Origin of the sequence: Streptomyces sp. NPDC046939 (genome assembly GCF_040644575.1) — a bacterium.
Lineage (GTDB): Bacteria > Actinomycetota > Actinomycetes > Streptomycetales > Streptomycetaceae > Streptomyces.
In genome coordinates, this window is the sequence record NZ_JBEYWV010000024.1 from 79,287 (window position 1) to 91,458 (window position 12,172).

A 12,172-nucleotide genomic window follows, 5' to 3' on the forward strand; every position below is an offset into this window, starting at 1 on the left:
GCACAGGGCCTCACGACGGGCCTCACGAGGTGTGCGGGCAGTTGCCCCGGTACTCCGCGATCGTCAGGCTCGGCGAGGGCAGCGGGCAGAGGAACTGCTCGTAGCGGGTGTCGTCGTCGATGAACCGCTTCAGCCACGAGATGCTGTACTTCGCGATCGTCGTGTTGGAGCTGTTCGGGGTGAAGTGGGTGGCCCCGCGCAGCTCCAGGTACGCCTTGTCGAGCGTGCTCGGCAGGGTCGTGTAGAACGGCTCGGAGTGCGTGGCGACCGGTGCGACGGTGTCCCCGTCGGCGCCCACGACGAGCGTCGGCGTCTTGATCTCGGGCCAGGTCTTGTCGGTGTTCCAGCCGGTGAGCGGGATCGCGGCCTGCAAGGACGGCCGGCTCTTGGCGGCTTCGAGCGTGCCGCCGCCGCCCATGGAGTGCCCCATGACACCGAGCCGGCTGGAGTCGATGCGGCCGCGTACCGAGCTCTGCTGGGTCAGGTAGTCGAGCGCGGCGAGGAGCTGCCGGCCCCGGCTGTCCGGCTGGTCGAGCGTGGTGTTCGTGTCGATGGTGAACACGACGAACCCCTGCGAGGCGAGGCGCGGGCCCAGCCAGGCGATCGACGACTGGTACGCGGTGTAGCCCGGGGAGATCGCGACGGCGCCGAACGTGCCGTCCGCCGTCGACGTCGGGTAGTAGATCGTCCCGCCGCCGAACCCGGTGACGCTCAGCGACGACACGCTGGTCTCCGACACGGCGTACGGGCCGCGCGTCGCCTCGATGCTGGACACGGTGGGGGCGGGGCCGCGCTCGTAGGGGTTGGCGGCGGTGGGGGCGGCCTGGGCCGTCGCGGCCGTGGCTGCGCCGCCTATGGCCAGGAGGGTGGCGAGGCCGGTGCGGATCAGACGGGTTCGCATCTTCAGCACGGATGCGGTCCTCTCGGGGGGAGGGGTTGATCTCTGACAGCGACCACGGTGCGGGGTCCCTGGCTGATCGTGCATCGGCGAAATCACCGGTTCCGTCTGCGGGCCCACCGTGGCTGGTCGCGCAGTTCCCCGCGCCCCTGAGATGCGCACTGCGTGCGCCATCTCAGGCGCCCATGGGGCTGCGGCGGAGCCGCATGCTCCAGGGGCGCGGGGAACTGCGCGACCAGCCACGACGAATGCCGCACCCGGCGATGACACAGAGAACGAACGGCGCTATCGCACCGGCCAACCCGCGGAGCGCAACGTCGACTTGACGTCCCCGATCCGCAAATCCCCGAAATGGAACACCGACGCCGCGAGCACCGCATCCGCCCCCGCCCCGACGGCAGGCGCGAAGTGTTCGAGCCGCCCGGCCCCGCCGGACGCGATCACCGGCACGGACACGTGCTTGCGGACCGCCTCGATCATCTCGAGGTCGTACCCGTTTTTCGTCCCGTCCGCGTCCATGGAGTTGAGCAGAATCTCCCCGGCGCCCAGCTCAGCGGCCTGGTGGGCCCATTCGACCGCGTCGATCCCGGCGGACCGGCGTCCTCCGTGGGTGGTGACCTCGAAGGAACCCGTCTCGGTGCGCCGCGCGTCGACGGAGAGGACGAGGACCTGCCGCCCGAACCGCTCGGCGATCTCGCGGATCAGTTCGGGGCGGGCGATGGCGGCGGTGTTGACGCCGACCTTGTCGGCACCGGCCCGCAGCAGCTTGTCCACGTCCTCGGCGGTGCGGACGCCGCCGCCGACGGTGAGCGGGATGAAGACCTGCTCGGCGGTGCGGCGCACCACGTCGTAGGTGGTCTCGCGGTTGCCGGAGGAGGCGGTGATGTCGAGGAAGGTCAGTTCGTCGGCGCCTTCGGCGTCGTAGACCTTGGCCATCTCGACGGGGTCACCGGCGTCGCGGAGGTTCTGGAAGTTGACGCCTTTGACGACGCGCCCGTTGTCGACGTCGAGGCAGGGGATGACGCGTACGGCGAGGCTCACTGGACCGCTCCCCCGGTGTCGGCGGGGCGGTAGGCCTCGACCTCCACCTCGACGACCAGGCTCGGATCGATGAACCCGGCGACGATGAGCATGGAGGCGGCGGGCCGCACCGTGCCGAACAGTTCCTTGTGGGCGCGGCCCACGTCGTCCACGTCGCGCGCGTGGGTGAGGTACATGCGGGTGCGCACGACGTGCTCACGGCCGAGGCCGACCTTCTTCAGCGCGTCGAGGGCGACGCCGAAGGCGTTGAGCGCCTGCTCGTAGGGGGTTCCGGCGTCGATGACGCCGTTGACCACGGAGGTGCAGCCGGAGACGAGGACCAGGCCGTTGGGGAGTTCGACGGCGCGGGAGTAGCCGATGGACTCCTCCCAGGGGCCACCCGTGTCCACCCGGCGTACGACGTCGCTCATGACGACGCCACGGCGGCGAGCGCCTCTTCCAGGGTGAACGCCTTGGCGTAGAGCGCCTTGCCGACGATGGAGCCCTCGACGCCGAGCGGGACGAGTTCGGCGATGGCGCGCAGATCATCGAGCGACGACACGCCACCCGAAGCGACCACCGGCCGGTCGGTCACCGCGCAGACGTTCTTCAACAGCTCCAGGTTGGGCCCCTGGAGGGTGCCGTCCTTGGCGATGTCGGTGACGACGTAGCGGGCGCAGCCCTCGGAGTTGAGGCGCTCCAGGGTCTCGTAGAGGTCGCCGCCGTCGCGGGTCCAGCCACGGCCGCGCAGGGTGGTGCCACGGACGTCGAGGCCGACGGCGATCTTGTCGCCGTGCTCGGCGATGACCTTGGCGACCCATTCGGGGGTCTCCAGGGCGGCGGTGCCGAGGTTGACGCGGGTGCAGCCGGTGGCGAGGGCGGCGGCGAGGGTGTCGTCGTCGCGGATGCCGCCGGACAGCTCCACCTTGATGTCCATGGCTTCGGTGACCTCGCGGATCAGGGCGCGGTTGTCGCCGGTGCCGAACGCGGCGTCGAGGTCGACCAGGTGCAGCCATTCGGCGCCGGCGGACTGCCAGGCGAGGGCGGCTTCCAGCGGGGAGCCGTAGGAGGTCTCGCTGCCGGACTCGCCGTGGACGAGGCGGACGGCCTGTCCGTCGCGGACGTCGACGGCGGGCAGCAGTTCGAGCTTGGGAGCCATCAGAGGGTTCCGATCCAGTTCTTCAGCAGCTGGGCTCCGGCGTCGCCGGACTTCTCGGGGTGGAACTGTGTCGCCCACAGGGGGCCGTTCTCCACGGCGGCGACGAACGGCTCGCCGTGCGTGGCCCAGGTGACCCGGGGGGCGGGCAGGTGGGGGTTGTGCACCTCCATCTGCCAGTCCTGGACGGCGTAGGAGTGCACGAAGTAGTACCGCTCGTCGGCGTCGAGGCCCGCGAAGAGGCGGCTGTCCTCGGGCGCGCGGACGGTGTTCCAGCCCATGTGGGGCACGACGTCGGCCTTGAGGGGTTCGACGGCGCCGGGCCATTCGTCGAGGCCCTCGGTCTCGACGCCGTGTTCGATGCCGCGTGCGAAGAGGATCTGCATGCCGACGCAGATGCCCATGACGGGGCGGCCCCCGGAGAGGCGGCGGCCGACGATCCAGTCGCCGCGCGCCTCCTTGAGCCCCTGCATGCAGGCGGCGAAGGCGCCGACGCCGGGGACGAGCAGCCCGTCGGCGTTCATGGCCTTGTCGTAGTCGCGGGTGATCTCGACGTCGGCGCCCGCGCGGGCGAGGGCGCGCTCGGCGGAGCGGACGTTGCCGAACCCGTAGTCGAAGACGACGACTTTCTTGGCGGAGGAGTCAGTCATGAGGGTCATCAGTTCCAGTAGTCGAGCCGCAGCACGCCCGCGATCAAACACATGGCCGCGCCGATGGAGAGCAGTGTGATCAGGCTCTTGCCCATGCCCTGCTTGACGAACGAGTAGACGCCGCCGAGCAGGAACAGGCCCACGAGGATGAGGACGGTCGCGAGGCCGTTCATGGCTTACAGGGCACCCTTCGTCGAGGGGAGGATGCCGGCGGCGCGCGGGTCGCGCTCGCTGGCGTAGCGCAGGGCGCGCGCGAGGGCCTTGAACTGGCACTCCACGATGTGGTGCGCGTTGCGCCCGTACGGCACGTGGACGTGCAGGGCGATCTGCGCCTGGGCGACGAAGGACTCCAGGATGTGCCGGGTCATCGTCGTGTCGTACTCGCCGATCATCGGCGCCATCTTCTCGGGCTCGGTGTGCACGAGGTAGGGGCGTCCCGACAGGTCGACCGTCACCTGGGCGAGCGACTCGTCGAGGGGGACGGTGCAGTTGCCGAAGCGGTAGATGCCGACCTTGTCGCCGAGCGCCTGCTTGAAGGCGGCGCCGAGGGCGAGGGCGGTGTCCTCGATGGTGTGGTGCGAGTCGATGTGCAGGTCGCCCTCGGTCTTGACGGTGAGGTCGAAGAGGCCGTGGCGGCCGAGCTGGTCGAGCATGTGGTCGTAGAAGCCGACGCCGGTGGCGACGTCGACCTTGCCGGTGCCGTCGAGGTCGATCTCGACGAGGACCGAGGTCTCCTTGGTCTTGCGCTCTACACGTCCTACGCGGCTCATCGGCCGAACTCCTTTGTCGCTTCGCGGGCCGCGTCCAGGAACGCGTCGTTCTCCTCGGGGGTGCCGATGGACACCCGCAGGCGACCCGGTACGCCGTTGTCACGGATGAGGACGCCGCGGTCGAGGATGAACTGCCAGACGGCGTGCGGGTCCTCGAAGACACCGAACTGGACGAAGTTGGCGTCGGCGACGGTGACGTCGAAGCCGAGGCCGGTCAGCTCGGCGACGACGCGGTCGCGTTCGCCCTTGAGCTGCTCGACGTAGCCGAGCAGGGTGTCGGTGTACTCCAGGGCGGCGAGCGCCGTGGCCTGGTTGACGGCCGACAGGTGGTAGGGGAGGCGCACCAGCTGGACGGCGTCGACGACGGCCGGGTCGGCGGCGAGGTAGCCGAGGCGGAGCCCGGCGGCGCCGAACGCCTTGGACATGGTGCGCGAGATGACGAGGTTGGGGCGGCCCTCGATCAGCGGCAGGAGCGATTCTCCGTGGCTGAACTCGGTGTACGCCTCGTCGACGACGACGATCGCGTCCCGGCCGGCGGCCTCGTACAGGGCGAGGACGTCGTCGGCCGCGACCGCGTTGCCGGTGGGGTTGTTGGGGCTGGTGATGAAGACGACGTGCGGCTTGTGCGCCTTGATCGCCTCCACCGCCCCGGGCACGTCGAGCGAGAAGTCCGCCGTGCGCGGGGCGCTGACCCACCCCGTGTTCGTGCCGCGGGCGAGCAGCGGGTGCATGGAGTACGAGGGCTCGAAGCCGAGGGCGCTGCGGCCGGGGCCGCCGAACGCCTGGAGCAACTGCTGGAGCACCTCGTTGGACCCGTTGGCCGCCCAGACCTGCGCTGCGGTGACCTCGTACCCGGTGGTACGGGTGAGGTACCCGGCCAGTGCGGTGCGCAGCTCGACCGCGTCCCGGTCCGGGTAGCGGTTGAGGTTCCGGGCGGCGTCGGCGACGCGCTCGGCGATGCGGGCGACCAGCGGCTCGGGCAGCGGGTACGGATTCTCGTTGGTGTTCAGCCGGACGGGCACGTCGAGCTGCGGGGCGCCGTACGGGGACTTGCCGCGCAGCTCGTCCCGTACGGGGAGGTCGTCGATGCCGGTCACGCGCTGGGCACCTTCCAGCCGAAGCGGGCCTTGAGGGCCGCGCCGTGCGCGGGCAGGTCCTCGGCCTCGGAGAGGGTCACCACGTGCCGGGTGATCTCGGCGAGGGCGTCGCGGCTGTAGTCCACGACGTGGATGCCGCGCAGGAAGGACTGCACGGACAGGCCCGAGGAGTGGCAGGCGCAGCCGCCGGTCGGTAGGACGTGGTTGGAGCCGGCCGCGTAGTCGCCGAGGGAGACCGGGGACCAGGGGCCGACGAAGACGGCGCCCGCGTTGCGCACCCTCTCGGCCACGGCTGCGGCGTCGGCGGTCTGGATCTCCAGGTGCTCGGCGCCGTAGGCGTTGACGACCGCAAGGCCGTCGTCGATCGAGTCGACGAGGACGATCGCGGACTGCTTGCCGCCGAGCGCGGGCTCGATGCGCTCCTCGCGGTGCTTGGCGACGGCGACCTGGGCCGCCAGCTCCTTGACGACGCCCTCGGCAAGGTCCTCGCTGTCGGTGACGAGGACGGAGGCGGCGAGCGGGTCGTGCTCGGCCTGGCTGATCAGGTCGGCGGCGACGTGCACCGGGTCGGCGGTGGCGTCGGCGAGGACGGCGATCTCGGTCGGGCCCGCCTCGGAGTCGATGCCGATGACGCCGGTGAAGTAGCGCTTGGCGGCGGCCACCCAGATGTTGCCGGGGCCCATCACCATCGGCGCGGGCGGGCAGGACTCGGTGCCGTAGGCGAACATGGCGACGGCGGTGGCGCCGCCCGCCGCGTACACCTCGTCGACGCCGAGCAGCGCGCAGGCGGCCAGGATCGTCGGGTGCGGCAGGCCGCCGAACTCCTTCTGGGCGGGCGAGGCGAGCGCGATCGAGGGGACCTCGGCCTCCTGGGCCGGGACCACATCCATGATCACGGAGGACGGGTAGACGGCGCGGCCACCGGGCGCGTACAGGCCGACGCGGTCCACCGGGACCCACTTCTCGGTCACCGTGCCACCGGGCACGACCTGCGTCGTCTCCGTCTTCCGGCGCTGGGCGCGGTGCACGATCCGGGCGCGCCGGATCGACTCCTCCAGGGCGGCCCGGACCTCCGGGTCCAGGGTCTTCAGCGCGTCGGCGATCGCCTCGGCCGGGACGCGCACGCTGTCCAGCGTCACGCCGTCGAACTTCTCCGCGAAGTCGATCAGCGCCGCGTCGCCACGATGATGTACGTCCTCGCAGATCGGACGCACCTTCTCCAGGGCGGCCGTGACGTCGAAGTCGGCACGGGGCAGCAGCGAGCGCAGGGCCTGGCCCTCGGGGAGGGTGGCGCCGCGCAGATCGATTCGAGAGATCACACTCCGATTCTCTCAGACGCCGGATCTCCGCCGGTGGCCCGTATCAGTGAGTGATACACGTCCGTTTTCGGCCGATGTCGGGCGAGTCTCCCGCATCCCCTCACCGTCGGCTTTCGGACGGTCACGCACCGGGCATGAACGGTTGTACGAACCAGGAGTGACGCGAGCAGGGAGAGGCGCACGGCTTGAACAATCCGACGACCGGCAGTGGCGACGGGGACGTACCGGAGGGGCTGAGCGCCGCCGAGGTCGGCATGTGGCTCGCGTTCCGCAACGGCACGGTCTACGACCTGCGCAGCGGCGACGCCGCCGTGGACGACCCGCACGGCGGCCACGCCTGGGGGCCCGAGCGCAGCGTGCGGGCGCGCATCGTGGCCTGGCTGCTGCTCGACGGACCGCCCGCGCTCTCCGGGCGTGTCTCCTCGCTCAAGCTCCAGGGCATCCAGATCACCGACGTGCTCGACCTGGCGGGCGGCACCGTCAGCCCGTACGTGGAGCTGCACCAGTGCCGGTTCGAGAAGGAGGTGCTGCTGCCCGAGGCGCGCTTCACCACGGTACGGATCGTCGACTGCTCCGTGCCGCGCCTGGAGGCCGCCCGGGTCCACACCGAGGGCGACCTGCACCTGCCGCGCTGCCGGTTCCACCACGGCATGCGGCTCACCGACGCCCACATCGGCACGGACCTGCTGCTCAACCAGGCCGTCGTCTTCCGCGACCGGCGCGGGAAGTCGCTCATGGCGGACGGTCTCTCCGTCGGCCAGGACCTCCAGGCGGAGATGGTGCAGACGCACGGCGAGGTCAGTCTGCGCGGCGCCACCATCGGCGTGTCGCTGTCCCTGCGCGGCAGCCGTCTGAGCAACACGCAGGGGCGGCGGGCCCTGAACGCGCCGCAGCTCACCGTCGAGCGGACCCTGTACCTGACCCCGGCGGGGCTCAATCCGTGGCAGACCCGGGGCACCACGCCCGCGCGCGGCACGCGCGTGCAGAGCTTCCAGTGCGTCGGCGGGGTCCGGCTCGACGACGGGCGGTTCGGTGACGCCGTCGACCTGGAGTCGGCGCGGTTCGTCATGGAGAACGACCAGGAGCTGTCGCTGCGCCGCGTCCAGACGCCCGAGCTGCGCTTCCTCGGCGAGCGGCCGGAGCGCGGGCGGGTCGTGCTGTCCGGTGCGAAGGTCGTCAACCTGGTCGACCAGGCGTTGAGCTGGCCCGGGCCCGGACAGCTGCGGATGGGCGGCTTCGCGTACGAGACGCTGATCCCGTTCGGCCCGTTCCCGCTCACCCGGCGCCTGGAGTGGCTCGCGGCGGCGACCCCCGAGTACAACCCGGAACCGTACGAGCGGCTGGCGACGGTGCTGCGCAACAGCGGCGAGGACGCCGACGCGCGCGAGGTGCTCCTCGCCAAGCAGCGGCGGCGCCGTGAGACGCTGCCGCTCGCCGCGAAGGTGTGGGGCTACGTGCAGGACTGGACGGTGGCCTACGGGTACCGGCCGGGCCGGGCCGCCGTGTGGATGGCGGTGCTGTGGGCGGTCGGCGCGTTCGCCTTCCGCCACGCCGACCATCCGCCGATGAAGCCGGGCGAGGGGCCGCAGTGGGACTCGACCCTGTTCGCCCTCGACCTCCTGCTCCCGGTGATCGATCTCGGCCAGGCCAGCAGCTGGCAACTGCGCGGCGGCTGGCAGTGGGCGGCGGCGGTCATGGTGATGCTCGGCTGGACGCTGGCGACGACGGTGGCGGCGGGGACGACACGGTTGCTGCGCCGCAACTAGGAACCGCCGCTGTGCGGCGGACCGTCCTGCTCCGGCGACCATTACGCTTGACCGTCGTGACCACCGTCCGGCTTCCGCTCTTCCCGCTCAACTCGGTGCTGTTCCCGGGGCTCGTGCTTCCGTTGAACGTGTTCGAGGAGCGTTATCGCGCCTTGATGCGCGACCTGTTGAAGGCGTCCCCCGATGACCCGACCGACCCGGACGGCGATCCGTCCGTGTCGGACGAGCCGCGCCAGTTCGTCGTCGTCGCGATCCGCGACGGCCACGAGGTCGCGCCGAGCGCGTCCGGCATGCCCGACGACGCCACCACCAAGGAGGCGGGCGCGGGCCCCGCGGCCGGGTTCGGCGACGACCCGCTGAAGTCGTTCCACGGCACGGGCTGCATCGCGGACGCGGCGACGATCCGCGAGCGCGCCGACGGCAGCTTCGAGGTCCTCGCCACCGGCACCCGCCGGGTCAGGCTGCACTCCGTGGACGCCTCGGGCCCCTATCTCACCGCCGAGGTCGAGGAGCTGCCCGAGGAGGACGGCGACGAGGCGGGCGCCCTCGCCGAAGGCGTCCTCCGCGCGTTCCGCACCTACCAGAAGCGGCTGGCCGGGGCCCGCGAGCGGACCCTCGCGACCGGCGCGGAGCTGCCCGACGAGCCGTCGGTCGTCTCCTACCTGGTGGCGGCCGCCGCCGTGCTCGACGTGCCGACCCGGCAGCGGCTGCTCCAGGCCCCGGACGCGGCGTCCCGGCTGCGCGACGAACTCACCCTCCTGCGCGCCGAGACGGCGATCATCCGGCACCTGCCGTCGCTGCCCGCGGTGGACCTGACGCGCCAGGCCACCAGCCGCAACTAGCCCTCACGACTCTCGAAGGACCGGCACGTTGGCGAAGAAGGCCAAGAAGCAGCAGTCCGGGGGGACGCCGGCCACGGTGGCGCTGACCGCCGCCGGGACCGCGTTCACCGTCCACTCCTACGAGCACGACCCCGCCCACCCCTCGTACGGCGAGGAGGCGGCCGAGGCGATGGGCGTCTCCCCCGACCGCGTCTTCAAGACGCTCGTCGCGGACGTCGACGGGCAGCTCACGGTCGCCGTCGTGCCCGTCGCGGGCCAGCTCGACCTCAAGGCGCTCGCCTCGGCGGTCGGCGGCAAGCGCGCCACCATGGCCGACCCGGCGCTCGCCGAGCGCACCACCGGCTATGTGCGCGGCGGCATCTCCCCGCTCGGCCAGCGCAAGAAGCTGCGTACGGTCATCGACTCCTCGGCGGAACGGCACGCCACGATCTGCGTCTCGGCGGGCCGCCGCGGCCTGGAGGTCGAACTGGCGCCGAAGTCCCTCGCGGACCTGACCGACGCGGTGCTCGCCCCCATCGGGCGTGCGTGACCCCTCGACGGCCCGCGCCGCTTCGGCTAAGCACCAAGGACATGTCGAAGAGGACGCGCAAGCGCAAATGGCGAATCAAAAAGGGCAAGGCCAACCACGGACGCCGCCCCGCTTGAGGCAGGGCGGGGCACGGCGGGCCATGGTGAAGCGCGGCGGGCCACGGTGAGGCCGGTGAGGCACAACGGGCCTGCGCGACACACGATGGGCCGCTGAGACACGGCGGAGCCGGCGAAGAGCACAGCGAGCCACGGTGAAGCCGGTGAGGCACGGCAGGCCGGTGAGGCACGGCAGGCCGGTGAGGCACTACGGGGCGCTCACGGCAGGTCAGGGCGCGGGCGGTGCTGGGTGTCTGGGTCTTGACACCTGCGTTGTAGGTGGCGCACTGTCACCAGCAAGGTGGGACGTCCCACGTCCTACCTTGCGTCACCTCGCCGTGCCGTGCCGAGCCGCCCCGGGAGACCACCGCCATGCCTCTCCGCGCCCCGTTCCCCGCCCCCCTGCGCGGTGTCGTACCGCCCCTGATCACGCCGCTCACGCCGGACGGCGAGGTGGACATGGTGTCGATGCGGCGGCTGGCCGCGCATCTGATCGGCGCCGGGGTGCACGGCCTGTTCGTGCTGGGTTCGAGTGGCGAGGGGGCGTTTCTGACGGACGGACAGCGCCGCGCCGCCCTGGAGGCCGCCGTGGAGGCGGCGGCCGGGCGGGTCCCGGTGCTCGCGGGGGTCATCGAGACGACGACCCCGCGCGTCCTGGACCGGGCGAAGGACGCGGTGAAGGCGGGCGCGGACGCCCTCGTGGCGACGGCCCCGTTCTACGCGCGCACGCACCCGGCGGAGACCGCCGACCACTTCCGGCGGCTCGCGGCGGCCGCCGGCCTGCCCGTGTTCGCGTACGACATCCCGGCCGCCACCCACACCAAGCTGGACCGCGCCACCGTCCTCGCGCTCGCCGCCGACGGCACGCTCGCCGGGCTCAAGGACTCCAGCGGCGACGAGGGCTCCCTGCGCCGCCTGCTGGCCCCGCTGCGCGCCGCCGCCCCCGCCTTCTCGGTGCTCACCGGCTCCGAACTCACCGTGGACGGCGCCCTCCTCGCGGGCGTCGACGGCGTCGTCCCGGGCCTCGGCAATGTGGACGCGCACGGCTACGTACGGCTGTACGAGGCCGCCCGCGCCGGCGACTGGGACGCCGCCCGGCGCGCACAGGACCGCCTCGCCGCGCTGTTCGCGATCGTGGACGCGGGCGACCCGGCGCGCATGGGCGGCTCGTCCTCGGCGCTCGGCGCGTTCAAGGCGGCCGTCCACCTCCAGGGCGTCATCGACTGCCCGGCGACGGCGGCGCCCCAGATCGCGCTGGACGCGGCCGAGACCGCGCGCGTACGCCGTGGTCTGGTGGCGGCGGGGCTGCTCCCGGCGGAGGCGGCCTCAGCCCTTGCTGTCGGGTGAGTCGTGCGCGGGCCGGGGCGCGTAGTACCCCGCGTACGGGTCGGGCTCGCGCGGGCCGAGCAGCCCCGTGAGCGCCAGGTGGACCACGAGGGCGGCCAGCGGCCAGGCGAGCAGCGCCCCCTTGGCCTTCAGCTCCAGCGGCGCGTCGAAGACGACGCCCTTGCCGACCTCCTTGGCGTGCGCGGCCACGTCCTGCGCGGGCCCGAGCCAGATGCCGAAGCGCCAGGCGAGCAGGCCGCCGAGGAGTGAGCCGAGCGCGAGCCCGACCACCAGCGGGACGCCGCCGCGCCTGCGCCACAGGAAGACGAGGGCGCCGGTGACCGCCCCGAACGCGAGGCCGAGCAGGGTGAACGTGCCGTCGATGCCGATGGCCTGCTCGCCCTCGGTGTCCTTGAGGTAGACCGCCGTGCTGTCCGAGACGAGCGGCACGCGCGGCGCGAGCCACAGCCACAGCGCCCCGAGCAGCAGGCCGAGGAGCGCGACGCCGACGGTCACCACGGCGGCCTCGCGCACCTCGGTCCGCAGCCCGGGTCCGTCGTCCGTGGCGGTGGACGGCGCGGGGGGCAGGGCGTGCGTCATGGGGTCGGGGGCCTGCCAGGGGTCACTGTGCCCGTTGTTGTGCGGGGGCTGATGGGGCGGCGGCGTCAGCGGTGCGGTCACCCTGCCATCGTGCCAGGCGTGCC

At 72.3% G+C, this 12,172-nt stretch carries 14 protein-coding genes; 4 read left to right on the forward strand and 10 right to left on the reverse strand.

The features are described from left to right. Positions 1 to 22: 22 nt before the first annotated feature. The 9 genes from ABZ877_RS25335 to hisD all read right to left on the reverse strand — a co-directional run bounded on the left by ABZ877_RS25335 (position 23) and on the right by hisD (position 6,910). Positions 23 to 901, reverse strand: coding sequence for a dienelactone hydrolase family protein (locus ABZ877_RS25335; RefSeq protein ID WP_361075101.1), 879 nt, complete (start codon positions 899 to 901; stop codon positions 23 to 25). A 282-nt stretch (positions 902 to 1,183) separates the two neighbouring features. Beyond that, positions 1,184 to 1,939, reverse strand: a complete 756-nt coding sequence (gene hisF, locus ABZ877_RS25340) for an imidazole glycerol phosphate synthase subunit HisF (RefSeq protein ID WP_361074993.1) — start codon at positions 1,937 to 1,939, stop codon at positions 1,184 to 1,186. Further along, positions 1,936 to 2,349, reverse strand: coding sequence for a RidA family protein (locus ABZ877_RS25345; protein ID WP_361074995.1), 414 nt, complete (start codon positions 2,347 to 2,349; stop codon positions 1,936 to 1,938). The genes hisF and ABZ877_RS25345 overlap by 4 nt, the downstream gene beginning before the upstream one ends. After that, complete coding sequence (priA, locus tag ABZ877_RS25350; RefSeq protein ID WP_361074997.1) at positions 2,346 to 3,077, reverse strand: bifunctional 1-(5-phosphoribosyl)-5-((5-phosphoribosylamino)methylideneamino)imidazole-4-carboxamide isomerase/phosphoribosylanthranilate isomerase PriA; 732 nt, start codon at positions 3,075 to 3,077, stop codon at positions 2,346 to 2,348. The genes ABZ877_RS25345 and priA overlap by 4 nt, the downstream gene beginning before the upstream one ends. Next, complete coding sequence (gene hisH / locus ABZ877_RS25355) at positions 3,077 to 3,724, reverse strand: imidazole glycerol phosphate synthase subunit HisH (RefSeq protein WP_361075103.1); 648 nt, start codon at positions 3,722 to 3,724, stop codon at positions 3,077 to 3,079. Before hisH ends, priA begins: the two co-directional genes overlap by 1 nt. A gap of 8 nt (positions 3,725 to 3,732) precedes the next feature. After that, on the reverse strand, positions 3,733 to 3,897 hold the full coding sequence (locus ABZ877_RS25360; RefSeq protein WP_361074999.1) for a hypothetical protein: 165 nt from the start codon (positions 3,895 to 3,897) through the stop codon (positions 3,733 to 3,735). A 3-nt stretch (positions 3,898 to 3,900) separates the two neighbouring features. Continuing rightward, complete coding sequence (gene hisB / locus ABZ877_RS25365) at positions 3,901 to 4,494, reverse strand: imidazoleglycerol-phosphate dehydratase HisB (protein WP_361075001.1); 594 nt, start codon at positions 4,492 to 4,494, stop codon at positions 3,901 to 3,903. Further along, positions 4,491 to 5,591, reverse strand: a complete 1,101-nt coding sequence (locus ABZ877_RS25370) for a histidinol-phosphate transaminase (protein ID WP_361075003.1) — start codon at positions 5,589 to 5,591, stop codon at positions 4,491 to 4,493. Before ABZ877_RS25370 ends, hisB begins: the two co-directional genes overlap by 4 nt. Next, a complete protein-coding gene (gene hisD, locus ABZ877_RS25375; RefSeq protein ID WP_361075005.1) occupies positions 5,588 to 6,910 on the reverse strand; it encodes a histidinol dehydrogenase in 1,323 nt (440 codons plus the stop codon). The genes ABZ877_RS25370 and hisD overlap by 4 nt, the downstream gene beginning before the upstream one ends. Before the next feature lie 254 nt (positions 6,911 to 7,164). Between hisD and ABZ877_RS25380 the strand changes: the two genes are divergently transcribed. The 4 genes from ABZ877_RS25380 (at position 7,165) to ABZ877_RS25395 (ending at position 11,489) form a co-directional block, all read left to right on the forward strand. Then, complete coding sequence (locus ABZ877_RS25380; RefSeq protein ID WP_361075105.1) at positions 7,165 to 8,676, forward strand: oxidoreductase; 1,512 nt, start codon at positions 7,165 to 7,167, stop codon at positions 8,674 to 8,676. Between the two features lie 56 nt (positions 8,677 to 8,732). Then, positions 8,733 to 9,518: an LON peptidase substrate-binding domain-containing protein gene (locus ABZ877_RS25385; RefSeq protein ID WP_361075007.1), complete on the forward strand. Its 786-nt coding sequence runs from the start codon at positions 8,733 to 8,735 to the stop codon at positions 9,516 to 9,518. A 28-nt stretch (positions 9,519 to 9,546) separates the two neighbouring features. Further along, complete coding sequence (gene ybaK, locus ABZ877_RS25390; RefSeq protein ID WP_361075009.1) at positions 9,547 to 10,047, forward strand: Cys-tRNA(Pro) deacylase; 501 nt, start codon at positions 9,547 to 9,549, stop codon at positions 10,045 to 10,047. 467 nt (positions 10,048 to 10,514) lie between these two features. Continuing rightward, the gene (locus ABZ877_RS25395) at positions 10,515 to 11,489 is read left to right on the forward strand and encodes a dihydrodipicolinate synthase family protein (protein WP_361075011.1); all 975 of its coding nucleotides are present in this window, start codon (positions 10,515 to 10,517) and stop codon (positions 11,487 to 11,489) included. Here ABZ877_RS25395 and ABZ877_RS25400 read toward each other — a convergent pair. Next, a complete protein-coding gene (locus ABZ877_RS25400) occupies positions 11,469 to 12,149 on the reverse strand; it encodes a DUF2567 domain-containing protein (protein WP_361075013.1) in 681 nt (226 codons plus the stop codon). The two genes, ABZ877_RS25395 and ABZ877_RS25400, sit on opposite strands and share 21 nt — an antisense overlap. Positions 12,150 to 12,172: the final 23 nt, after the last annotated feature.

Coding starts and splice junctions, on each gene's coding strand:
- priA (WP_361074997.1), bottom strand. CDS start 3,077: ATGGCTCCCAAGCTCGAACTGCTGCCCGCCGTCGACGTCCGCGACGGA.
- hisB (WP_361075001.1), bottom strand. CDS start 4,494: ATGAGCCGCGTAGGACGTGTAGAGCGCAAGACCAAGGAGACCTCGGTC.
- ABZ877_RS25395 (WP_361075011.1), top strand. CDS start 10,515: ATGCCTCTCCGCGCCCCGTTCCCCGCCCCCCTGCGCGGTGTCGTACCG.
- ABZ877_RS25335 (WP_361075101.1), bottom strand. CDS start 901: ATGCGAACCCGTCTGATCCGCACCGGCCTCGCCACCCTCCTGGCCATA.
- ABZ877_RS25380 (WP_361075105.1), top strand. CDS start 7,165: ATGTGGCTCGCGTTCCGCAACGGCACGGTCTACGACCTGCGCAGCGGC.
- ABZ877_RS25360 (WP_361074999.1), bottom strand. CDS start 3,897: ATGAACGGCCTCGCGACCGTCCTCATCCTCGTGGGCCTGTTCCTGCTC.
- ABZ877_RS25345 (WP_361074995.1), bottom strand. CDS start 2,349: ATGAGCGACGTCGTACGCCGGGTGGACACGGGTGGCCCCTGGGAGGAG.
- hisH (WP_361075103.1), bottom strand. CDS start 3,724: ATGACTGACTCCTCCGCCAAGAAAGTCGTCGTCTTCGACTACGGGTTC.